Here is a 22,521-nt window from a genome sequence, read left to right as displayed (position 1 = left end):
CACGCGCTTTTAATGGCGCGACGGCCCCTTATGTGTCAGAAAAATTCACATGGGCGGCCAAGGATTGCAGGCGCGCGCGCGTCAGAAGACCGTGAAGCGCATACATATCAGCGATGACGATCTGGCCCGGGCGGCCTCGGACGGGGATGGGGCCGCCTTCTCGACCCTGCTGGCGCGCCACTACGACAGGCTGTTCGGGCTGGCCTTTCGCATGACCGGCAGCCGCGCCGATGCCGAGGATCTGACACAGGATGTCTGCGCCGCGCTGCCGTCGAAAATCCGCAGTTTCCGGGCGGAATCGCGGTTTACGACGTGGATGTACCGGATCATGGTCAACGCCGCCTACGATCTGCGTCGTCGCCGCGCCGCCCACGACAAGGCGGCCGAAGGCTGGGGCGACTGGGAACTGGCCCGCCGCGACGAGGCCAAGGAAACCGCCGAACAGGTCGACTGGCTGATCGCCACAATGCGCGCCCTGCCGGACGATCTGCGCGACACGCTGGCGCTGATCCTTGACGACGCCACCCACAGCCAAGCGGCCGAGGTGCTGGGCATTTCAGAGGGCACGGTCAGCTGGCGCATTTACGAGGCGAAACGACACCTGGCCGCGCTGCGTGCCAAGGAGGACCGCGCATGAGAGACGATCTTGAACGGCTGAAGGCGGCTTTGGATGCCGCCACACCCGCCCCCGACCGCCGCAAACGCGCCGCCGATCTGGCGCTGGCACGAAAAAATTTCCGCGAGAGCCAAGAAACGCCGCCCGAGCCGCGTCCTACCTCTGATCGCCCCCGTTCGGGGCTGTTGAGAGGAGTTGGAAAGATGTTTGCAACGATGACAACCCGCGGCGGTCTGGCCGCAACCACGGCACTGGTAGCATTGGCGATGGTGGCCTTTACGCCGCTGGGCGAAACGCTGCTGCCGCGCGATCTTGGCGCGCCATCCGATGCGCCCCGCGCCCGGCAGGAAAACACCGAAGCGGATGATGCAGGTGCCGACGCCCTTGCCGTTGAAGCGCCCGCCATCGTCGCCGAACCCGCGCCGATGCCGTCGCCCATGCCCGCCCCAATGGCAGGGCGGTCGGTCGGTGCACTTGCAAAACAGGCAGCACGGCCGATGCCCCTGCCCGACGCGATGCCGATCCCCGAGGCCGATACCGAGGAGTTTGCCAACGACGACGACTCGCCGCTGAAAATCGTCGCCGACGATCCGGTCTCGACCTTCTCGATTGATGTCGACACGTTTTCCTATGCTGTGGTGCGAAATTCGCTGAACGCGGGCCAACTGCCACCGCGCGACGCGGTGCGCATCGAGGAGATGATCAACTATTTCCCCTACGACTACCCTCTGCCCGAACCGGGCGCCGCCTTCCGCCCAACCGTTTCGGTCAGCCAGACGCCGTGGAATGCGGATACGCGGTTGGTTCAGATCGGAATTCAGGGCGCGACACCCCCGGTGGAAGATCGGCCTCCGCTGAACCTTGTGTTCCTGATCGACACCTCTGGGTCGATGAACCAGCCCGATAAGTTGCCGCTGCTGAAACAGGCGTTTTCGATGCTGCTGGGCCAGCTTGGCGCGCGCGATCAGGTTGCGATCGTGGCCTATGCCGGCAGCGCCGGGCAGGTGCTGGCGCCCACCCCTGCCACTGACAAGGCGGCGATCCATGCAGCGCTGGCGCGGCTTGAGGCCGGCGGCTCCACTGGCGGTCAGGAAGGGCTGCAACAGGCCTACGCGGTGGCCGCTGCCATGGCCGAAGAGGGCGAGGTCAACCGGATCGTGCTGGCCACCGACGGGGATTTCAACGTCGGACTGTCGGACCCCGAGATGCTGAAACAGTATATCGCTGCCAAACGCGATCAGGGAACATACCTTAGCGTTCTGGGCTTCGGGCGCGGCAACCTTGATGACGCGACAATGCAGGCGCTGGCCCAGAACGGCAACGGCACCGCCGCCTATATCGACACGCTTGCCGAGGCGCAGAAAGTGCTGGTGGATCAGGTCGCCGGTGCATTGTTCCCGATCGCGGATGATGTAAAGGTACAGGTTGAATTCAACCCCGCCGAAGTCGCCGAATACCGGCTGATCGGCTATGAAACCCGCGCCTTGCGGCGCGAAGATTTCAACAACGATGCCGTGGATGCCGGTGAAATCGGCGCGGGCCATCAAGTCACCGCGCTGTACGAAGTAACCCCGGTTGGCTCACCGGCACGGCTGACCGATGATCTGCGCTATCAATCCGGCGCGACGCCTGCCCCGACAGGCGAGGGAGAGCTTGGCTTTCTGCGACTGCGCCACAAGGCACCCGGAGCCGCGGATAGCGAATTGATCGAGATGCCGATCACGGCCAGTGCTCTACCGGCCCCCGATGCGGGCTTTGCCCAGGCGATTGCGGGGTTCGGGCAACTGCTGCGCGGATCGGACTACCTTGGTGGTTGGAGTTGGAACGACGCCATCACCCTTGCCAATGCCAACAGGGGCGACGACTCCTTTGGCTATCGCGGCGAAGCGGTGCAGCTGATGCGGCTTGCCAAATCCTTGACCGAGGCGAAATAGCGTGGGGATTGAGGGGGCGCGGCCCCCGTCCCTGCGGGACTCCCCCGGAGTATTTTCGGAATATTGAAAGGGGGAAGGCGCCCCTGTTTCCTTGAGGCAAAAATATCCCGGCCAGGCAGGCAACGCGCGCAGCCAGATTTTCCAGCCATAAAAAAGCGCGAGGCAATTGAGCCTCGCGCCGTTTCATCACATTGAACAAGTGACTGGGATCAGTTGACCGATTTGGCCTCGACGACATCCGTTTCCTGCGCGGTCGGCGTCGTGCTGGCGATCTGGATGCGACGCGGTTTCAGCGCCTCGGGCACTTCGCGTTCCAGGTCGATATGCAGCATCCCGTCAACATGGGTTGCGCCGGTGACGCGCACATGGTCGGCAAGGTGGAAGCGACGTTCGAACGCGCGGGTCGCGATGCCGCGGTGCAGGAAGCTGCGATTGGTGTCTTCCTCGGCTTTGCGGGCCGACACGACGAGCGCCTTTTCCTTCACTTCGACCATAAGGTCAGACTCCGAAAAGCCCGCGACGGCAATCGAGATGCGATAGGCATCGGCAGCGGTCTTTTCTATGTTGTAGGGCGGGTAGGTCGGCTGGCTGACGTCGCTGGTCAGCAGGCGGTCCATCAGGTCGGCGAATTGATCAAAGCCGACGGTTGCACGGTGCAGGGGTGCAAAATCAAAACTACGCATGTGTCATCCTCATCATGAGCGATATGGTGTCATGCCCTCCGATTGGACGGGCAATTCATCACCGGGCCCGATCTGGCATCCCGGTATCGCTGGAGATGGGAACGCTGTGCGGGGCTGTCAAGACCCGCTCCGTCGCAGGTTAGCGCGACCCCTTGCCGGTGTCTGCGCTGGACGCCATGCGCCCTGCGCGCAGCGTTTCGATCAACCCCGGCGCCCGCAGGCCGACGGCAAAACGGTCATCGCTGCCGATGGGAAAGGCCGTGAGATCGCCCAGGATGGCGGGTTTGCTCCGGGTTCCTTTGCCGGTGGCGCGCGCTGGGCGAAATCCCATTGCGCAGTTCGGGGCAACGGCGCCGGCGCGCAGGATCTCGGAGCATCCGATATCGTAGCGCGCCGTGCGCTGGCGGGCCTCCGGGCGCCCCAATGCGCGCCCGACCGGGCCAACCTTGGGGGTGAACGCTGCGGCGTTGCTCAGTGAGGGAACGGCGCCGTCTGCCGATGCCGAGAGAGGAAGCGCGCAGAGCGCCGCGACGAGGCATAGGTGTTTCATCATGGTTTTATGAACTTTGCGCCAGTGTTGCGTTTGCCTTCCCCCACCATCACGCGGTTTGCGCGGGGCGGGGCCGATGTGTTGAAACCACGACCGGAAATCAGTTGGGTCATCAGCGTGGCCAGAGGGCGTTCGAGATCGGTGCCCAGCGCCACGCGCCCCTCGCCCACCTCGGCCTTGGCCGAGACCACCGATACGATCTGCGGCGTGCCTGTTGCGAATGAAAAGACCGGGGCGCCGGACGATCCGAAATCGACGTCGCAGGACATCACAAGAACGCCCTCCTGCCGCGAGATGACATGGCAGACCTCTTGCAGCGAGGGCGCCTCGGACCGGTCATGGGCATAGGACACGATACCAATGGCATCGCCGGGAGCCGGGCGGCGGGCGGTTTCAAACGGCACCACGGTGGTGTTGCGGATCGGGTGCTGCAATTCCAGTAGTGCCACATCGTTGCGGACCCGGTCGGCCGAGAGATCGTGATCAAACGTATAGTCGGGGTGGGCCACCGCGCGGCGCACCTGGCGGTAGGCCGAGGCGCGGCCGTTGCGCCAGCCGGCGAGGAATTCGATGGTTTCGGGGTCGATCCGATGGCCGCTGCGTTTGTCGTAGAGGCAATGCGCTGCCGTCAGCACCAGATCGGGCGCGATCAGCGCACCGGTACAAAATCCGCGTCCATTCAGATCCAGACGGCCCACGGCCTCCCACTGGCGGCCTGCGTCGGTGGTTTCCAGCGATTGCAGCGCCGCATCCTGCGCCGCGACCTGCATCGGCAGGAGTAGTGCCAGTATCGTTCCGATCAGCCGCCGCACGCCGCGCTCCTGCCCATTTATCCCGAGGATTCGTAGGCCCCTGATAGGGCGAAAATGCGGCGGCAAAAAGGTCGGTCTAGGTCGGGCCGTCGCCCAGCGCGCGGGGCCGTGGCCCGCCGGTCGCCCAATCCAGCAGCTCGACCGTATGCACCACCGGCACCCCGGTGCCAGACCCGATCTGCATCATGCAGCCGATGTTCCCGGCGGCGATCACATCGGGCTTGCGGGCTTCGAGCGTTTGCACCTTGCGCGCCTTCAGTTGGCCCGAGATCTCGGGCTGCATCAGGTTGTAGGTGCCGGCGGACCCACAGCACAGGTGGCTGTCGGCGGGTTCGACCACCTCGAACCCGGCGGCTTTCAGCAGGGCCTTGGGGTGATCCTTGATCTTTTGCCCGTGCTGGAGCGAGCAGGCGGCGTGATAGGCCACGCGCAGCGGTGCGTGGGTCACGACGGGCGCATCGGCCATAAGCGTCACCAGCACTTCGCTGATGTCCTTGGCGCGGTCGGACACGCGGGCGGCGTCGGCGGCCAGCGGATCGGTGCGGAACATGTGGCCATAGTCCTTAACCGTGGTGCCGCAGCCCGACGTGTTGATGACGATGGCATCCAGCCCGGCGCCGTCAATCTCGTGACACCAGGCGCGGATGTTGCGCGCAGCCGAGGCGTGGCTTTCATCCTCGCGCCCCATGTGGTGGGTCAGCGCACCGCAGCAGCCCGCGCCCCTGGCCACCACCACCTCGGCGCCCAGACGGGTCAGCAGGCGAATGGTGGCATCGTTGATATCGGTGTTCAGCGCCTTCTGCGCGCAGCCCGTCATCAGCGCCACGCGCATCCGGCGCGGCGCATTAGGTGCGAAACTTTGCGGATCGTCGTGGCGGCTGACCGGCGGGATGTGGCGCGGCGCCATATCCAGCATCGCGCGCAGGCGCGGGTCGGGCAGCAGCCCTCGGAACGGGCGCGCGAGCCGTGCCGCCAGCAGCGCAAGGCGAAACCGCGTCGGATAGGGCAGGATCCCCGCAAGCACCCAGCGCAGGGCGCGATCGGTGAAGGGGCGGCGATAGTTCTTCTCGATATAGGCGCGGGCGTGATCGACCAGATGCATGTAATGCACGCCCGATGGGCAAGTTGTCATGCAGGCCAGGCAGCTGAGGCAACGGTCGATATGCTTGACGGTCTTTTCGTCCGGCACCCGCTCGTTTTCCAGCATATCCTTGATCAGGTAGATGCGGCCGCGCGGGCTGTCCAATTCGTCGCCCAGCACCTGATAGGTCGGGCAGGTCGCGGTGCAAAACCCGCAATGCACGCAGGCGCGCAGGATTTCATTCGCGCGCTCGGTGCCCGGATCCTTCAGCTGGGCGCCGGTAAAATTCGTCTGCATCAGCCCATTACCCCCGGGTTCAGAATGCCGCGCGGGTCGAACTGCGCCCGCAACCGTTCAGAGAGCGCTGCCAGCGGCGCGGGCTCCGGCTGGGTCAGCGGGACGGCATCGGCCAGATCGGACGGCGCGTGGATCAGCGTGGCATGGCCGCCAATGGCTGCCACCTCGGCGCGCAGGGCATCGTGCAGGGCACGCTGGTCCGCCATCGCGTGGATGCGGATGCGCCCCCCGGCCCAGTCGTAATCATACAGGCAGTCATGCGCGCCCGCGATCCGGGCCATCAGCGCGGGCGCATCGCCCGGCTTGACCGAGACGAACCATGTCGCCCCGCCCGGCCCGCGCACCGTTTGCGAAAAGGCCGACAGCGCGCGCCCGGCCTGCCATGGCTCGACGCTGGTACCGATCTGGCCTGCGCCAAAGCGAGACAGCAGGTCGCGCAGGCGTTCTGTGCGATAAGTGACCGAGTCGGCGAATCCTTCGACGCGCAGCAGGGTTGTCGGCTCTTCCTCGATCCCTGCTGGTGCGTGGACTGCACCGCTGACATCAAAAGGGGATCCCATCGCCGCCGCCATGGCCTGAACCGCCTCGGCATCTGTCAGCCCGGTCAGAGTGACATGGCCCACGGCCTCGGGCTTGGGCAGCACCTTGAAGGCCACTTCGGTCAGCACGCCTAGCGCACCGCGCGATCCGGCCAGCAGTTTGACCAGATCGTAGCCGGTGACGTTCTTCATCACGCGCCCGCCGTTGCGCAGCACCTCGCCCCGGCCATCGACGAACCGTACGCCCAGCAGCAGATCGCGCGCCGCGCCCACCTGCACCCGCCGCGCGCCCGAGGCGTTGGTGGCAAACACGCCGCCAATGGTCGTGTCACCGCTGACGCCCGTCACGCCACCAAGGCTGTAGGGCTCGAACGGCAGCATCTGGCCCTCGGCCTCCAGCGCGGCTTCGATCTCGGCCAGCGGGGTGCCGGCCTGTGCCACCATGGTCAGCGCGCCGGGTTCGTACAGTGTGATGCCGGTCAGCCCCGCGACCGACAGCACCTCGCCTTGCGGCGTGCGCCCGCTGGCACGGGTGCCACCGCCCTGCACCCACAACGGGCCCTTGGCATCGGCGACGGCCTGCGCCAGATCGCGTTCGTCTTTTGGTGTCAGCAAGGCGGCATCCTTCTTGTCGCGGGTCAGGCGGCGCTGGCGCGGGGCGTCTGGCGGCGTGCCTCGCTGGCGCCCAGCGGGAAGACCTTGGCCGGGTTCAGAAGCCAGTCAGGATCGAACACGTCCTTCACGCGCATCTGCGCCTCGAGGTCGGCGGGGCTGTATTGCACCGTCATCAGGTCGCGTTTTTCGATGCCCACGCCGTGTTCGCCGGTCAGGCAGCCGCCGACCTCGACACAGAGCTTCAGGATTTCGGCGCCCAGCGCCTCGCAGGTTTCCAGCTGGCCCGGCGTATTGGCATCGAACAGGATCAGCGGGTGCATGTTGCCATCGCCCGCGTGGAACACGTTGGCGACGCGCAGCCCGTATTCGCCCGAAAGCTCGCCGATGCGGCGCAGCACCAGCGGAAGCTGGCTGACCGGGATCGTGCCGTCGAGGCACATGTAATCGTTGATCTGGCCCATCGCGCCGAACGCGCTTTTGCGGCCCAGCCAGATGCGCCCGGCTTCGTCGGCATCGGCAGCCTCGCGCAGCTCGACCGGGTTGTGGCGGCGGGCGATGTCGCCGATCAGGCGCAGCTGATGGGCGATTTCCTGTGGCGATCCTTCGACCTCGACGATCAGCAGCGCCTCGCACATCGGATATCCGGCCTTGGCGAAGGCCTCGCAGGCCTCGATGCAGGGGCGGTCCATGAATTCGATGGCGACGGGCAGGACGCCCGCGCGGATGATGTCGGACACGCAGGCCCCGGCCACCTCGTTGCTGTCGAACCCGATCAGCACGGGCCGCGCGCCTTCCGGCTTGGGCAGGATGCGCAGCGTCGCCTCTGTCACCACGCCAAGCTGGCCTTCGGATCCGCAGATCACGCCCAGCAGGTCCAGCCCGCCCGCGTCCAGATGCGCGCCGCCGATATCCAGAACCTCGCCCTGCATGGTGACCATGCGCACCCCCAGCAGGTTGTTGGTGGTGACACCGTATTTCAGGCAATGCGCGCCACCGGAATTCATCGCGATATTGCCCGCGATGGCACAGGCCAATTGGCTGGAGGGATCGGGGGCGTAAAAGAACCCGTCGCCTTCGATTGCGCCGGTGACCGACAGGTTGGTCCGCCCGGTCTGCACCCGGATGAAGCGGTTGTCGTAATCGGTTTCCAGCACCTCGGTCATGCGCGACACGCCCAGCACCACGCAATCGGCCGTGGGCAACGCCCCGCCCGCCAGCGAAGTGCCCGAGCCGCGCGGCACCACGGGCACGCCCATGTCGTGACAGATGCGCAGCACGCCGGCGACCTCTTCGGTGGTGGCCGGCAGCACTGCGACCAAAGGCGGGCAGGCATAGGCCGTCAGCGCGTCGCATTCATAGGCGCGGGTTTCCATGGGGTCGGAAATCACCGCGCGGTCGGGCAAAACCCTGTGCAACCGCTCGACCAGTTCGGCTTTTCGCGACACAATGGCCGGGTTCGGCTGTGGCATGTCCATGGCATATCTCCGGTTTGGTAAAAAAATATGACCAACTACGCGGTGACGCAAGCAAAAACGAGGGCCGCGACATGATGACCATGCGGTGGAGCGATGTGCTCGCGGTGTTTTCATGGGCCGACGCAGCGGCGCTGGCGCTTCTGTGGCTGTGCTATCTGGCAATCGGCTGGCGGATCGAGCATCCGTCGAAGGCCCGGCCTTCGGTCAGCATCCTGATGCAGGGCTTCCGGCGGGAATGGATGCAGCAGATGGTGACGCGGCAACCGCGGATATTTGACGCGCACCTACTGGGCACCCTGCGACAGGGCGCATCGTTCTTTGCCTCGGCCTCGATGATCGCGATTGGCGGGGGGCTGGCGCTGATCGGGAACACCGATCCCCTGGCCGGTCTGGCCGAAGACCTGACGCTGGGCGACACGCCGCCTCTGGTCTGGGAAATCAAGATACTGGTGATCGTGCTGTTTCAGGCCAATGCGTTTCTGAAATACGTCTGGGCGCATCGGCTGTTCGGCTATTGCGCGGTAGCGATGGCCGCCGTGCCAAACGACCCCGAACATGGGCAAGCTGCCCCGCGGGCGCGGCAGGCGGCCGAGTTGAACATCACGGCGGCGCGCAGCTTCAACCGCGGGATGCGCGCGACCTATTTCGCACTGGCGGTCTGTGCGTGGCTGATCGGGCCTGCCATGCTGGCGCTGGCGGCGCTTGCGACGGTTGCAATGCTGTGGCGGCGCGAGTTCGCGTCCCATTCGCGCAGCGTGTTGCTGTCATCGCCACCCGAACCGCGTGGGGCTGGAAACGGAATTTGAGTATTTGGACAAAGAAGAAGCAGGGGGTTCCGCGTCAGACGCGATGATAGGGCGTTCCGGCAAGGATGGTCGCGGCGCGGTATAGCTGCTCGCTGAGCATGACCCGGACCAGCATATGCGGCCAGACCATTGCCCCGAAGGACAGGAGCGCATCGGCCTCGTCGCGCAAGGATGGATCCAGCCCATCGGCGCCGCCGATCAGCAGCGCCAGATCGCCCCGGCCCTGATCGCGCCAGTCGGCAAGGCGGGTGGCGAAATCAGGCGATGTCATGGGTTTGCCGCGTTCGTCGAGCGCCAGAGTCACCGCGCCCTGCGGGATGGCGCGGCGCAGCAAATTTGCTTCGGCCGCCATGCCGCCGCCCTTGCGGTCTTCGACCTCGATCACATTTGCAGGGCCAAGGCCCAGGGCGCGGCCGGTGCGGTCGAACCGGGTGAGGTAGTCGTCGAGCAGGGCCTTTTCCGGCCCCTTGCGCAGGCGCCCGACCGCGCAAATATGCACGCGCATGGTGGGGTGCCCCCGTTTCGGTTCCGGCCCTCGCGCGGCGGGGCGCCCGTTCGTCGTCGTCAGTTCGTCGTGGTAGGGGCCCACATCTTTTCGAGCTGGTAGAATTCGCGCACTTCCGGACGGAAGATATGCACGACCACGTCGCCCGTATCGATCAGCACCCAGTCGCCCGTATCCTTGCCTTCGACGCGGCACAGGCGCCCATAGTCCTGCTTCAGTCGATCAACCAGCTTTTCCGCCATGGCGGCGACCTGCCGGGTCGAGCGGCCCGAAGCGATGACCATGTAGTCGCCAATGGCTGTCTTGCCACGCAGGTCGATCTGCACGACATCTTCGGCCTTGTCGTCATCGAGTGAGGAAAGGATTCGTGCCAGCAGCGTTTCGCTGTCGGGCTGGGTTTGGGCGGCCATCAGCGCGGCCCGGTCATCGGCGGGCATTGCCGCCTCTGCTTGTGGTGTCAGGACGATGTCCTCCTAGGTGGCGCGCCCTGAACCCCGGGCGCCGGGGTGCCCTTAACATAGCATTTTGACCGCGACAATTCAATGAAACCACCGTGACGAAAGCCGGGCACGTGGCAACTGCCGGATTGATGGGCATCATTCCTTTGCCCCCGGTGCGGTGGCCGTGGTTTCCAGCGTCGAGCCCGGCAACACGCGCACCTCGCGCTGGGGGAAGGGGAATGACACGCCGTTGGCGGCGAAGCTGTCCCAGAGGGCCAGGTAAACGTTACCCTTGATGTTGGTCAGCCCGTCCGAGGGATCGGTGATCCAGAAGCGCAGGATGTAATCGACGCTGCTGTCGCCGAAGCCCGTGATATGGCAAACGGGCGGATTGGGGTTCGACAGCACGCGGCGCACCCCGGCGGCCGCTTCGATGGCCAGCTTGCGCACGCGGTGCGGATCGTCGCCATAGGACACGCCGAAATGAAGATCGAGGCGCACCAGCTTGTTGGTATGCGACCAGTTCACCACCTGGCTGGTAATCAGATCCTCGTTCGGGATCAGGTATTCCTTGCCGTCGCGGGTGACGACGGACACATAGCGCGCGCCAAGGCTGTCGATCCAGCCGAAGGTATCGCCAAGCGAGATCACGTCGCCCGGCTTGATCGATTTGTCGAGCAGAATGATAATACCCGAGACAAGGTTCGATACCACTTTCTGCAACCCGAACCCGATGCCAAGCCCGATAGCCCCCGACAGCACCGCAAGCCCGGTCAGGTCGAAGCCCAGCGCGCGAATCGCGATCATCAGCACGATGCCGTAGACCAGCGCCTGCACCGCTTTGACCGCCAGCACCTGCATCGAGGGCGAGATGTCTTCGTTGCGGCGCAGTGCGCCTGAGGCGCGGGTTGTGGCCAGCCGAGCAATCGCCAGCAACACCGCGATCAGCACCGCCGCCTGCAGCACTGTCAGCACCGAAAGCCGCACCTCGCCGATCCCGAAGGTCAGGCTGTCGAGGAACTCGGCCACATCGTCGGACACGTTCAGCGCATAAAGCGTGCCGTAGATCCACAGGGCCCAGGCCACGATGCGACGCAGGAAGGCATTGGCCACCAGCCGCGTGACGAAGGCCACCACGATCCAGAGCGTAACCAGCGTGGCCGCCACCCCGATCAGGTAGCTGCGCGAGGGCCATGTGGCCTGCTGCATCACCAGATAGACGGCCCAGGCCAGCACCGCATAGCAGATCAGCCCCAGCATGCGGCGCAGTTGCACCAGCATCCGAAGCTGCCATTTGTCCCAGCCGCTGCGCGAGCGCGCCCAGGCCTCGACCCGGGGCGCCACGATCAGCCGCAGCAGGAATGCCGCGCCGATCAAGCCGATGATGATGAACAGCTGGTACTGCCGCCAGCCGGGCGAAATGAATAGCATCACCCAGCGCACAACTTCGTCCCAGAGCCATTGGGCGACCTCGGCAAACGACTGTAGCGCGGCGAATTCTTCCATGCGGGCGCGGCTCCTCCTTGGAACAAGTTTATCCCGGTGGTCTCACAAGGCAAGCCGGGCGATCCCGATCTTACCCCAGAGGCGATGCGCGCAAACCTGATCGCGGTAACCAGTTCGTCGAAGCACAACAACAAGACTCTGGCTGGCATGACGCTGACAAACGCAACCTACTGCCACACGACGGCCAACAATGGGCTGAAGGTGGTGATTGGCGAGAAGGTGAACCCAACTCCGTCGGTCGGCACCCAACGGGCTCCGTGCCTCTCTGCCGCTGCTGGCGGCAGGTGTCGGAGCGATGGCGCGAATGCGGCGGCGCAAGCGGGGTTGATGGTTGCGATGCGCCCAGAAAGGCCGCCCCTCCCCCGGCAGCCTGTTTCGTAGGGCGCTGACGGCACTTGATCGCAAGGCGGGACAGGCGTATCTGCCCTTGTCATGAGCCGTGTATTCGACATTGCCGATCATTCGCGCCTGCCCTGGCGCTTTTATGGTGCGACCCGCGCCATTCTGGCGCGCGCCTGACGCGCCTGCTTCCCTGACGGGACTGCCACCGGCTTGCGCCGAACAGCTACTGCTTCCGACATTCGAGGAAAGAACCGATGTCACCCAAAACGCTTTACGACAAGATCTGGGATGCCCACGTTGCCCATGAGGCCGAAGACGGCACCTGCCTTCTGTATATCGACCGTCACCTGGTTCACGAAGTGACCAGCCCGCAGGCCTTTGAAGGCCTGCGCATGTCGGGCCGCAAGGTGCGCGCCCCGGAAAAAACGATCGCCGTGCCCGATCACAACGTGCCGACCACGCTGGATCGCGACGACGCGACCACCATGACCGAGGACAGCCGCATCCAGGTCGAGGCGCTGGACAAGAACGCCCGCGACTTCGGCGTGCATTACTATCCGGTCAACGACGTCCGTCAGGGCATCGTGCATATCGTCGGCCCCGAACAGGGCTGGACCCTGCCAGGCATGACCGTGGTCTGCGGCGACAGCCACACCGCGACCCACGGTGCTTTTGGCGCGCTGGCGCATGGCATCGGCACGTCAGAGGTGGAACACGTTCTGGCGACGCAGACGCTGATCCAGAAGAAATCCAAGAACATGAAAGTGGAAATCACCGGCAAGCTGGCTCCGGGCGTCACCGCCAAGGACATCACCCTTGCGGTGATCGGCAAGACCGGCACCGCCGGCGGCACCGGTTACGTGATCGAATATTGCGGCGAAGCGATCCGTGGCCTGTCGATGGAAGGTCGGATGACCGTGTGCAACATGGCCATCGAAGGTGGCGCCCGCGCTGGTCTGATCGCACCGGATGAAACCACCTTTGAATACTGCAAGGGCCGCCCCCATGCGCCGAAGGGTGCCCAGTGGGAAGCCGCGATGGAGTGGTGGAAAACGCTCTATTCCGATGACGATGCGCATTGGGACAAGGTGCTGACCATCAAGGGCGAAGATATCGCGCCGGTCGTCACCTGGGGCACCTCGCCCGAGGATGTTCTGCCGATCACCGCCAAGGTGCCCGCCGCCGCCGACTTCACCGGCGGCAAGGTCGGCGCGGCACAACGGTCGCTGGATTATATGGGCCTCACGCCCGGTACGCCGCTGAACGAAGTCGCAATCGACACCGTGTTCATCGGCTCCTGCACCAACGGCCGGATCGAGGATCTGCGCGCTGCGGCGGCGATCCTGAAAGGCAAGAAGGTGAAAGACGGGCTGCGCGCCATGGTCGTTCCGGGCTCGGGCCTTGTGCGGGCCCAGGCGGAAGAGGAAGGCCTGGCCGACATCTTCAAGGACGCAGGGTTTGAATGGCGCCTTGCAGGCTGTTCGATGTGCCTTGCAATGAACCCCGACCAGCTGGCGCCGGGCGAACGCTGTGCCTCGACCTCGAACCGCAATTTCGAAGGCCGCCAGGGCTTCAAGGGGCGTACGCACCTGATGTCGCCCGCGATGGCCGCCGCCGCCGCGATCACCGGCAAACTGACCGACGTTCGGGAGATGATGTAATGGACAAGTTCGACAAACTCACCGGCGTTGCGGCGCCCATGCCGCTGGTCAACATCGACACCGACATGATCATCCCGAAACAGTTCCTGAAGACGATCCAGCGCTCGGGACTTGGGGCGAACCTGTTTGACGAGATGCGGTACGACCGAGAAGGCAACGAAGTCCCGGATTTCGTGCTCAACCAGCCCGCCTACCGCGAGGCGGAAATTCTGGTGGCTGGCGAAAACTTTGGCTGCGGGTCGTCGCGCGAACATGCACCTTGGGCGATCAAGGATTTTGGCATCCGCTGCGTGATCGCGCCCAGCTTTGCCGACATCTTCTACAACAACTGCTTCAAGAACGGCATCCTGCCCATCGCGCTGCCGCAAGAGGCCGTTGATGTGCTGATGAAGGACGCGGAAAAAGGATCGAACGCGCGGATGAGCGTCGACCTTGAAGCCCAGACCGTGACCACCTCGGACGGCGAGGTGTTCACCTTCGAACTCGACAGCTTCAAGAAGCACTGCCTGATGGAAGGTCTCGACGATATCGGGCTGACGATGGCCAAGGAGGCGTCGATCGACAGCTACGAGGCACAGGCCGCGCAGGCGCGCCCCTGGGTCTGAGCCAATTCAAACGTGATTGAAAGGGCCGGGATTTCCCGGCCCTTTTTGCATGGCGCAGGCATGTATCGGCGAATTTGCGCCAGTGTCGCCGCCACAATTGGCAAAAGCCTGCCACCCGGCGGGCCGGACGGCCGCCCGCGCAGTCGGCACGGGCGCCTAGAAACCGCGCAAACTCCGCGCCGCTGCCCAAAGCATTAAATTGTAGTTAAATGTTGCGGATCCACAAAATGTAGGCGTTTTCCCTGCTCTGCCACCGGGATGCTTCAAAATTGATGCAAAGTCGCACCAGTTTTATCACGTTTTCGCCCTAATCCTCGGGTCACGTCGTCCTACGGCTTGAGTGGTGGGCGGAATAGCGGCACAAATGAGGCCAAAATGAGGCACGCCACCCGGATCGGGTGGGATCAAGGTGGAACAAGGACCGGCAATGAACCGATCCTGTCCAGTTTGAAGGGATCGAACAGTGTTCGCACGGATCACGGGCGCAGCAATGCGTGGCATATTGGTGGCCCTGCTGGTGGCGACTCCGTCGCTGCTCCTGCCGGGTTTCACCACCGATGCGACAGAAATGATCGCGTTGCTTGCCATTCTGGCCGGCGGGTTGACCTTTGCCGAATATAACACCGACTACCCCAGCTTTATCGAATTCCGCGATGCCCCGCCGGTGAACCGGCTACGATTTATCGCGTTGTTCCTGATCTTTTTCCTGCTGACCGTTATCGCCAAACACGCCTATGAACCGACCCACCTGACCGGGTTGATCGCCGGGTTTGGCGGGCTGATCGGATATTTGACCGATTTTCCCTATTCGCCCGTGCGGCTGATGATCCTTGTACTGCCCGATGGATCGACTCCCTTTACGATCGACAGCATGCGCATCGCCGCCGGGATGGCCTATGTCATAGCGTCACTCACGGTTCTTTCCTTCCTGTTCATCGTGCGCGTCTTGAACTGGCCCGCGGGGAACGGCGCTTTCAACGTCTGGATCAACCTGCCTCTGTTCGATCCGACCAAGGGCGGCGACGTGGTGATGCGTCTGAAACGCGACGGGCGGGTGAACATGATCGTCGGCTTCCTGTTGCCGTTCATCATACCCGCGCTGCTGAAACTGGCCTCGGATTTCCTGAATCCGATACCTTTGCAAGATCCCCAGACCCGCATTTGGGTGGTGGCCGCGTGGGCCTTCCTGCCGACCAGCATGATCATGCGCGGCATCGCCATGACACGCATCGCCCAGCTGATCGAGGAAAAGCGCCGGCGCGTCTACGCCAATTCCGAGGCGGCGCAAACCGCATGACGGCCCGGCGCGCTGTCGCCTGTCTTGTCCTGTCCCTTGCCCTTGCCATGCCCGCAACAGCCGAAACGCTGCGCGTCGCCACTTATAATATCGAAGTGTCGCGCCGGGGCCCTGGCATCCTGCTGCGCGACATTTCGCGCGGCGAAGATCCGAAGATCGCTGCCGTGATCGAGGTGATTGCCACCGTGCAGCCCGATGTGCTGGCCCTTCAAGGCATTGACTGGGATCTGGACGGGCTGGCGCTGGCCGCTTTGCAACAGGCGCTGACCCGCGCCGGAGCAGTGTACGCGCATACCTTTTCCGCGCAGCCCAACACCGGCCTGCCCAGCGGGCATGACATGGACGGCGACGGGCGGCTGGACGAGCCCGAAGACATGCAGGGCTATGGCGAATTCACCGGTGCGGACGGTATGGCGATCCTGTCGCGCTTACCGATCGACCGTGACGACATCCGCGATTTCAGCGCGGTTTTGTGGCGCGACCTGCCCGGCGCGCAGTTGCCGACCCATCCCGACGGCTCCGCTTTTCCGACCGTCGAAGCGCAGGCAGCGCAAAGGCTCAGCTCGGTCGCGCATTGGGCGGTGCCGGTCCGCCTGCCCTCGGGTCAAACCCTGACGGTGCTGACGTTCCACGCCACCCCGCCCGTGTTCGACGGCCCCGAAGACAGGAACGGGCGCCGCAATGCCGATGAAATCCTGTTCTGGCGCGCCTATCTAGATGGCGCGTTCGGCCCGGCACCCGATGAGCGGTTCATCATCGCGGGCGACGCGAACCTTGACCCGCACGACAGCGATGGCCGCCGAGAGGCAATAACCACCCTGTTGAACGACCCGCGCCTGACCGATCCACGCCCCGCCAGCCCCGGCGCCGAAACCGCGCCCACGCCCGGCCACACCGGGCCAGATGCGCTGGACACCGTCGATTGGGACGGCATCGGGCGGCTGCGCGTGGATTACGTTCTGCCGTCCGCTGATCTGCGCGTGACAGGGGCCGGCGTGTTCTGGCCCGCGCCCGACGAACCGGGGTACGATGCGGCCACTACGGCCAGCCGGCACCGGCTGGTCTGGGTCGACATCGACGCGCCCTAGCCCCGCAAAACAGGGGCGAACGCCCGCCCTCCATTGACCATGCCGCCCCGGCGCGCTACCCCCGTCGCGGCATATTCAATGGAGCGCGCTCATGTCCAACCCTTCCCTTCTGATCCTGCCGGGCGACGGCATCGGCCCCGAGGTTATGGCCGAGGTCACCCGCATCATCGACTGGTTCGGCGCCAAACGCGGCATCGCCTTCGACGTGAGCGAGGATCTGGTCGGCGGGTGCGCCTATGACAAGCACGGTACCCCGCTGCACGACGACACGATGGCGAAGGCGCTCGAGGTCGATGCCGTCCTGCTGGGCGCCGTGGGCGGCCCGAAATACGACAAGCTCGACTTCAGCGTGAAGCCCGAACGCGGCCTGCTGCGCCTGCGCAAGGAAATGGACCTGTTTTCCAACCTGCGCCCCGCCCAGTGCTTTGACGCGCTGGCCGACTTCAGCTCGCTGAAAAAGGACGTGGTTGCGGGCCTCGACATCATGATCGTGCGCGAGCTGACCAGCGGCGTCTACTTTGGCGAGCCGCGCGGCATCTTCAAGGAAGGCAACGAGCGCGTGGGCATCAACACCCAGCGCTATACCGAGTCGGAAATCGCCCGCGTGGCACGCAGCGCCTTCGAACTGGCCCGCAAGCGCAACAACAAGCTGTGCTCGATGGAAAAGGCCAACGTGATGGAATCGGGCATCCTGTGGCGCGACGTCGTGACCGAGGTGCATGAAGCCGAATACAGCGATGTCGAACTGACCCACATGTATGCCGACGCCGGCGCCATGCAGCTGACCCGCTGGCCCAAGCAGTTCGACGTGATCGTCACCGACAACCTGTTCGGCGACATGCTGTCGGATCTGGCCGCGATGCTGACCGGCTCGCTCGGGATGCTGCCCTCGGCCTCGCTGGGTGCGCCGACGGAAAACGGCCGCCCCAAGGCGCTGTACGAGCCCGTCCACGGGTCGGCCCCCGACATCGCCGGCCAGGGCAAGGCGAACCCCATCGCCTGCATCCTGTCCTTCGCGATGGCGCTGCGCTACTCCTTCGACATGGGCGACGAAGCCACCCGTGTCGAAAAGGCAGTCGAAGCCGTGCTGGCCGATGGCAAGCGCACGGCCGACCTGCTGGGCGAAGAAGGCGTGACGCCGGTGTCGACCAGCGAAATGGGCGATGCGATCCTGGCCGCGCTGGACGCGAGCCTCTGAAACCACACGGGCGCTGGCCGACCCCGGCCCGCGCCCATCCACCTCGCGGAGGGCGTCATGACACCTCAGGCCCGTGGCATTGTTCTGGCGCTGCTGGCTTTCGCGCTTTACGCGGGGCATGACACATTGGTGAAGCTGCTGGGCGGGCGTCACGCGCCGTTCCAGATCGTGTTCTTCACCGTCCTCTTCGCCTTTCCCCTGTCCACCCTGATGCTGATCGGCGACCGCGAGCCGCGCAGCCTGCGGCCCGTGCATCCCGGCTGGATGGCGGCGCGCACCGTGGCCATCGTGATCTCCTCGGCGGCGTGTTTCTATGCCTTCTCGGTGCTGCCGCTGGCCGATACCTATGCGATCTTGTTCGCGATGCCGATCCTGATTACCCTGCTGGCGATCCCGATCCTGGGCGAACGGGTCCGCCTGCGCCGGGGCGTCGCCATCGCCGTCGGGCTGATCGGCGTGGGCATCGTGTTGCAACCGGGCCAGGCCGAGCTGTCGCTGGGCCATCTGGCTGCGCTGATCTCGGCGCTTGGCTCGGCCACGGCGGCCACCATCGTGCGCCGCATCGGGCGCGATGAACGCAACGTGGCGATGCTGATCTACCCCTCGGTCGCCACCTTCGTGGTGATGGGCACGGCGCTGCCCTTTGTCTATACGCCGATGTCGGGCCTTGATTTCGGCTTGAACGCACTGATCGCCCTGCTGGCCTTTGCCGCCATGCTGCTGACGATCGAGGCCTACAAACGCGCCGAAGCCGCGCTGATCGCGCCGATGCAATATTCCCAGATGCTCTGGGCCGTGTTCTATGGCTGGCTGCTGTTCGACGAATGGCCGGGCACAGCGACCTTCGCGGGCGTCACTCTGATCATCGCCTCGGGGCTTTATATCGTGTTCCGCGAGGCGCGCGGGGGCGCATCTGAAAACACCCCTGTCCTGCGCACCCGCAGCCGCGCCGCCACCCCTTCGGCCCCGCGCATTTCGACCGCGCGCCGCATGTTGGGGCTGGGCCGCTAAGGCTGCATTCTGCCTCTTGCCAAAGCCGCGCCGCCGATATATCCCGCGCCCCACGGTCGGAGTGTAGCTCAGCCTGGTAGAGCACTGTCTTCGGGAGGCAGGGGCCGGAGGTTCGAATCCTCTCACTCCGACCAGATTTCAAAATATTGCCAATTCCCGGATCACGCCGGTTCCGGTCGCCACGTCAGACTGTCCGTACTGCTGCGTGTAGTGGGCAGGTATTCCGCCGCGATCCACCCCTTGTAGCCGTCGGCCTGCATGGCGGTGAACAGCGCAGGAAAGTCGATGCGGCCAGCGCCGGGTTCGGTGCGGCGGGGCATGTCGGCGACCTGGACATAGCGAATGCGCGCCTTGTGCGCCGTTCAGACGGCCAGCGCGTCGCCCGTGATCATCGCGGCGTGGTAAGTATCGAATTGCAGCCCCATGTTGGTGAACCCGACCTTGTCCAGCACCCGCGCCGTCGCGTCGTAGTCGGGCAGCGCACAGCCGGGATGTTCGCGCGCGTTCAACGGCGACACGACAAAGACCTGACTTGGCCATTGCTGCGCCGCCCAGCGCAGATTGGTGACCAGCCTCTCTTCGGCCTCTGCCACTTCGGCGTTGCCGACCGCAATATGAACGATCTCCGGGCTCAGCTCGGCCGCGACCCGCATGGCGCGGCGCATGTCGCCCTGAAATCGTGCTTCGCTTTCGGGTTCACCGGCGTATCCCGGGCGGCCTCCGGTGTAGTTGGGCGGCGGCGCGCCAATCTGGCTCAGTAACAGCCCGTTCGACAGCAGGGCACGACGAATGTCACGCGCGGCGCCATCATAGGGAGAGGGGATTTCCACCGCCTCGAATCCGGCGGCGGCGGCCGCGCGGAACCGGTCCTCGAAGGGCAGTTCAGTGAACAGCATCGACAGGTTTGCAGAAAATCGCAGCATGGGCTCTCCCTGAACACCGGCGTTCAGCACAACCTAGCCTTGCATTACCTCATTTGCCAAGCGTTGCAGCATCGGACGCAAGCTTTTGAATCCGTGCCCAATCGCCGCGCTCGACAGCCTCCGCCGGGGCAACCCAGCTGCCCCCGGCGCAGGCGACGTTCGCCAGCGACAGGTACGACAGCGCATTGTCGGCCGACACACCGCCCGTTGGGCAGAATGTAATCTGCGGCAAGGGCGCGCCAATGGCCTTGAGCGCCGGTGCCCCGCCCGAGGCTTCGGCGGGGAAGAACTTCATCATGTCATAGCCGCGCGCCAGCAGATGCATTGCCTCGGTGGCGGTGGCAGCGCCGGGCAGCAACGGCAGGCCCTCGGCTTCGCAGGCGGCAAGCAATTCGTCGGTCGCACCGGGCGACACGCCAAAGGTTGCCCCGGCAGCCACTGCATCGCGCACGTCCTGCGGCGTGACCAGCGTACCCGCACCCACGACCCCGCCCGGCACCTGTGCCATCTCGCGGATCACGTTCAGCGCGGCCGGCGTGCGCAGCGTCACTTCCAGCGCGGGCAGGCCACCGGCCACCAGCGCCTCGGCCAGCGGGCGGGCTTGGGCGGCATCCTTCACCACCAAGACCGGAACGATGGGGGCCATCGCGCAAATTTCGCGGGTGCGGCGGCTGGCGTCTTTGGCGGAAAGGGGCATGGGTCAGGCTCCGAATACGGTGGCGCCAGTGTCGGCAGAGCCGACAGTCTGGCGGAAAACGGCGAACAGCTCGCGGCCAAGGCCGGTTTCATTCGCGCTCAGGTCGGGGGTGGCGGCGGGGCGGTCGGCCACGCCCTCGGTCAGGATGTCGAGCACACCGGCCTCGGCATCGACGCGCAGCAGATCGCCATCCTGAAGCCGCGCGATCGGGCCGCCGTCCAGCGCCTCGGGGCAGACGTGGATCGCGGCGGGCACCTTGCCGGAGGCACCCGACATGCGCCCGTCAGTCACCAGCGCGACCTTCAGCCCGCGCGATTGCAGCACCGACAGAACCGGCGTCAGGCTGTGGAGTTCAGGCATCCCGTTGGCCTTGGGTCCTTGGAAACGCACGACAACAATGGTGTCTTCGGTGAATTCGCCCGCTTTGAAGGCCTCTTTCACCGCCTCCTGGTCGTGGAAGATACGCGCGCGCGCCTCGACCACGCGATGTTCCGGCGCGACAGCCGAGATTTTCATGACCCCGGTGCCCAGGCTGCCCTTGAGGCGCTTCAACCCGCCGGTCGGCTGGAACGGATCGGCGGCGGGGCGCAGGATCTTGTCGTTCAGGCTGTGGCCCGCACCGGGCTGCCATTCCAGCGCATCGCCGATCAGCTTGGGCTCGGCGGTGTAATGTTCCAGCCCCTGCCCCGCCACGGTGCGCGTATCGGGGTGCAGAAGGCCAGATTTCAGCAGATCACCGATCATATAGCCGAGGCCACCAGCGGCGTGGAAATGGTTCACATCGGCCAGTCCGTTGGGGTAAACACGCGCCATCAGCGGGGTCACATCGGAGAGGTCGGAAAAATCTTCCCAGTCCAGCACGATGCCCCCCGCGCGCGCCATGGCGACAAGGTGGATCAGCAGGTTGGTCGAGCCACCCGTCGCGTTCAGCCCCACGATCCCGTTCACGAAGGCGCGTTCGTCAAGGATGTCGCAGGTCGGTGTGTAATCGTTGCCCAGCGCCGACAGCGCCAGCGCACGCCGGGCGCCTTCCACCGTCAGCGCATCGCGCAGCGGGGTGTTGGGGTTCACGAAGCTGCTGCCCGGAAGGTGCAGGCCCATGAACTCCATCAGCATCTGGTTGGTGTTGGCGGTGCCGTAGAACGTGCAGGTGCCGGGGCCATGATAGGCCGCCATCTCTGCCGCCATCAGCGTGTCGCGCCCGCATTCCCCGGCAGCGAACTGCTGCCGCACCTTGGCCTTTTCATCGTTGCTGATGCCGCTGGTCATCGGCCCGGCGGGCAGAAAGACGATGGGCAGGTGCCCGAAGGCCTGCGCCGCAATCACGAGGCCCGGCACGATCTTGTCGCAGACGCCCAGGAATACGGCGGCGTCAAAGGTGTTGTGGGTCAGCGCGATCCCCGCCGACATGGCAATCGCATCGCGGGAAAACAGGCTCAGCTCCATACCCGGTTCGCCCTGGGTCACACCATCGCACATGGCGGGCACGCCACCGGCCACCTGCGCGGTGCCGCCCGCCGCACGGGCCGCCGCGCGGATCAGATCGGGGTAGCGTTCAAACGGCTGATGCGCCGAAAGCATGTCGTTATAGGCGGTGACGATGCCAAGGTTGCCCGCAGTACCCTGCGCCAGTGCGCGCTGGTCCGGCCCGGCAGCGGCAAAGGCATGGGCCTGCCCCGAACACGACAGATGCGCCCGCGCCGGCCCCTTCGAGACCGCATCGCGCATCCGGTCCAGATAGGGGCGGCGCGTTGCCTCGCTGCGGGCGATGATCCGGTCGGTGACGCGGGCGATGGTGTCGTTCAATGGCGTTGGCATGGAGGCCTCCCGAAGCTGGCGC

The 22,521-nt window shown here is 65.1% G+C and carries 20 protein-coding genes, 1 tRNA gene and 1 pseudogene; 10 read left to right on the top strand and 12 right to left on the bottom strand.

Annotated features, from left to right (window positions below):
• The first annotated feature begins 49 nt into the window (after positions 1-49).
• Complete coding sequence (locus FGK64_RS13505) at positions 50-637, top strand: RNA polymerase sigma factor (protein WP_425456640.1); 588 nt, start codon at positions 50-52, stop codon at positions 635-637.
• Positions 634-2,550 (top strand): vWA domain-containing protein, encoded by a 1,917-nt coding sequence (locus FGK64_RS13500; protein WP_138864369.1) that lies wholly within the window; start codon positions 634-636, stop codon positions 2,548-2,550. The genes FGK64_RS13505 and FGK64_RS13500 overlap by 4 nt, the downstream gene beginning before the upstream one ends.
• A 209-nt stretch (positions 2,551-2,759) precedes the next feature.
• Here the strand turns inward: FGK64_RS13500 and FGK64_RS13495 are convergent, their stop codons facing one another.
• The 6 genes from FGK64_RS13495 to FGK64_RS13470 form a co-directional block, all read right to left on the bottom strand.
• Positions 2,760-3,233: an Hsp20 family protein gene (locus FGK64_RS13495; protein WP_138864368.1), complete on the bottom strand. Its 474-nt coding sequence runs from the start codon at positions 3,231-3,233 to the stop codon at positions 2,760-2,762.
• 139 nt (positions 3,234-3,372) lie between these two features.
• Positions 3,373-3,786, bottom strand: a complete 414-nt coding sequence (locus FGK64_RS13490) for a hypothetical protein (protein WP_138864367.1) — start codon at positions 3,784-3,786, stop codon at positions 3,373-3,375.
• The gene (locus tag FGK64_RS13485) at positions 3,783-4,595 is read right to left on the bottom strand and encodes a trypsin-like serine peptidase (RefSeq protein ID WP_425456639.1); all 813 of its coding nucleotides are present in this window, start codon (positions 4,593-4,595) and stop codon (positions 3,783-3,785) included. Before FGK64_RS13485 ends, FGK64_RS13490 begins: the two co-directional genes overlap by 4 nt.
• A 76-nt stretch (positions 4,596-4,671) precedes the next feature.
• Positions 4,672-5,973 (bottom strand): glycolate oxidase subunit GlcF, encoded by a 1,302-nt coding sequence (gene glcF, locus FGK64_RS13480; protein ID WP_138864366.1) that lies wholly within the window; start codon positions 5,971-5,973, stop codon positions 4,672-4,674.
• Entirely contained in the window at positions 5,973-7,127 is a 1,155-nt protein-coding gene (locus FGK64_RS13475; protein ID WP_342773953.1) for an FAD-binding protein, read from the bottom strand. Before FGK64_RS13475 ends, glcF begins: the two co-directional genes overlap by 1 nt.
• Positions 7,128-7,150: 23 nt before the next feature.
• Entirely contained in the window at positions 7,151-8,602 is a 1,452-nt protein-coding gene (locus tag FGK64_RS13470; protein WP_138864365.1) for an FAD-linked oxidase C-terminal domain-containing protein, read from the bottom strand.
• Between the two features lie 80 nt (positions 8,603-8,682).
• On the opposite strand from FGK64_RS13470, the gene FGK64_RS13465 reads away from it, so the two are divergent.
• Positions 8,683-9,408 (top strand): DUF599 domain-containing protein, encoded by a 726-nt coding sequence (locus FGK64_RS13465; RefSeq protein ID WP_138864990.1) that lies wholly within the window; start codon positions 8,683-8,685, stop codon positions 9,406-9,408.
• 34 nt (positions 9,409-9,442) lie between these two features.
• Here FGK64_RS13465 and rlmH read toward each other — a convergent pair whose 3' ends face one another.
• The 3 genes from rlmH to FGK64_RS13450 form a co-directional block, all read right to left on the bottom strand.
• Entirely contained in the window at positions 9,443-9,913 is a 471-nt protein-coding gene (gene rlmH / locus FGK64_RS13460; protein WP_138864364.1) for a 23S rRNA (pseudouridine(1915)-N(3))-methyltransferase RlmH, read from the bottom strand.
• A gap of 59 nt (positions 9,914-9,972) precedes the next feature.
• The gene (gene rsfS / locus FGK64_RS13455) at positions 9,973-10,323 is read right to left on the bottom strand and encodes a ribosome silencing factor (RefSeq protein WP_138864989.1); all 351 of its coding nucleotides are present in this window, start codon (positions 10,321-10,323) and stop codon (positions 9,973-9,975) included.
• A gap of 186 nt (positions 10,324-10,509) precedes the next feature.
• The gene (locus tag FGK64_RS13450; RefSeq protein ID WP_138864363.1) at positions 10,510-11,859 is read right to left on the bottom strand and encodes a mechanosensitive ion channel family protein; all 1,350 of its coding nucleotides are present in this window, start codon (positions 11,857-11,859) and stop codon (positions 10,510-10,512) included.
• Between the two features lie 596 nt (positions 11,860-12,455).
• On the opposite strand from FGK64_RS13450, the gene leuC reads away from it, so the two are divergent.
• The 7 genes from leuC (at position 12,456) to FGK64_RS13415 (ending at position 19,195) form a co-directional block, all read left to right on the top strand.
• Entirely contained in the window at positions 12,456-13,862 is a 1,407-nt protein-coding gene (gene leuC / locus FGK64_RS13445) for a 3-isopropylmalate dehydratase large subunit (protein WP_138864362.1), read from the top strand.
• Positions 13,862-14,467, top strand: coding sequence for a 3-isopropylmalate dehydratase small subunit (gene leuD, locus FGK64_RS13440; protein WP_138864361.1), 606 nt, complete (start codon positions 13,862-13,864; stop codon positions 14,465-14,467). The genes leuC and leuD overlap by 1 nt, the downstream gene beginning before the upstream one ends.
• Before the next feature lie 490 nt (positions 14,468-14,957).
• The gene (locus FGK64_RS13435; protein WP_246057766.1) at positions 14,958-15,764 is read left to right on the top strand and encodes a hypothetical protein; all 807 of its coding nucleotides are present in this window, start codon (positions 14,958-14,960) and stop codon (positions 15,762-15,764) included.
• Positions 15,761-16,852 (top strand): endonuclease/exonuclease/phosphatase family protein, encoded by a 1,092-nt coding sequence (locus FGK64_RS13430; RefSeq protein ID WP_138864359.1) that lies wholly within the window; start codon positions 15,761-15,763, stop codon positions 16,850-16,852. The genes FGK64_RS13435 and FGK64_RS13430 overlap by 4 nt, the downstream gene beginning before the upstream one ends.
• A gap of 91 nt (positions 16,853-16,943) precedes the next feature.
• On the top strand, positions 16,944-18,050 hold the full coding sequence (gene leuB / locus FGK64_RS13425) for a 3-isopropylmalate dehydrogenase (protein ID WP_138864358.1): 1,107 nt from the start codon (positions 16,944-16,946) through the stop codon (positions 18,048-18,050).
• Positions 18,051-18,107: 57 nt separating this feature from the next.
• On the top strand, positions 18,108-19,061 hold the full coding sequence (locus tag FGK64_RS13420; RefSeq protein WP_138864357.1) for a DMT family transporter: 954 nt from the start codon (positions 18,108-18,110) through the stop codon (positions 19,059-19,061).
• A 57-nt stretch (positions 19,062-19,118) separates the two neighbouring features.
• A tRNA-Pro gene (locus tag FGK64_RS13415) sits at positions 19,119-19,195 on the top strand.
• A gap of 27 nt (positions 19,196-19,222) precedes the next feature.
• Here FGK64_RS13415 and FGK64_RS13410 read toward each other — a convergent pair.
• The 3 genes and pseudogenes from FGK64_RS13410 to edd all read right to left on the bottom strand — a co-directional run bounded on the left by FGK64_RS13410 (position 19,223) and on the right by edd (position 22,499).
• Positions 19,223-19,957 (bottom strand): annotated as a pseudogene (locus FGK64_RS13410) (TIM barrel protein).
• A gap of 76 nt (positions 19,958-20,033) precedes the next feature.
• Positions 20,034-20,681 (bottom strand): bifunctional 4-hydroxy-2-oxoglutarate aldolase/2-dehydro-3-deoxy-phosphogluconate aldolase, encoded by a 648-nt coding sequence (eda, locus tag FGK64_RS13405; RefSeq protein ID WP_138864356.1) that lies wholly within the window; start codon positions 20,679-20,681, stop codon positions 20,034-20,036.
• A 3-nt stretch (positions 20,682-20,684) separates the two neighbouring features.
• Positions 20,685-22,499, bottom strand: coding sequence for a phosphogluconate dehydratase (edd, locus tag FGK64_RS13400; RefSeq protein WP_138864355.1), 1,815 nt, complete (start codon positions 22,497-22,499; stop codon positions 20,685-20,687).
• Positions 22,500-22,521 lie beyond the last annotated feature (22 nt).

It is taken from the genome of Arenibacterium halophilum (assembly GCF_005938225.1).
GTDB classification, from domain to species: Bacteria; Pseudomonadota; Alphaproteobacteria; order Rhodobacterales; family Rhodobacteraceae; genus Arenibacterium; species Arenibacterium halophilum.
Note: the sequence above shows the minus strand (reverse complement) of the source record. Positions and strands in the feature narration are given on the sequence as shown.